This window comes from Rhodoplanes roseus, assembly GCF_003258865.1.
Taxonomy (GTDB): domain Bacteria; phylum Pseudomonadota; class Alphaproteobacteria; order Rhizobiales; family Xanthobacteraceae; genus Rhodoplanes; species Rhodoplanes roseus.
On sequence record NZ_NPEX01000939.1, the window covers coordinates 1 to 248 of the forward strand.

Annotated in this window: 1 protein-coding gene; it reads left to right on the forward strand. The window is 60.5% G+C overall.

Features of this window, described 5'->3' with window-relative positions; all coding sequences use genetic code 11:
• Positions 1 to 248 (forward strand): ClpXP protease specificity-enhancing factor SspB (locus CH341_RS33090; protein WP_245431363.1); only part of this gene is annotated, 248 nt, incomplete at both ends.

A 248-nucleotide genomic window follows, 5' to 3' on the forward strand; every position in this document is an offset into this window, starting at 1 on the left:
ATTCGTTACGACATTCTCACTCAGGACGCGCTGAGGCAGGTCATCCGCAAGGTGATCGGCGAGGTGGCGCAGACCGGTTTGCCCGGCGAGCACCATTTCTTCGTCACCTTCGAGACCCGTCATCCCGGCGTGCGCATCTCCTCGCGCCTGCGGGCGCAATATCCCGAAGAGATGACCATCGTCCTCCAGCATCAGTTCTGGGACCTCAACGTCACGGAGACGACCTTCGAAGTCGGCCTCTCCTTCAA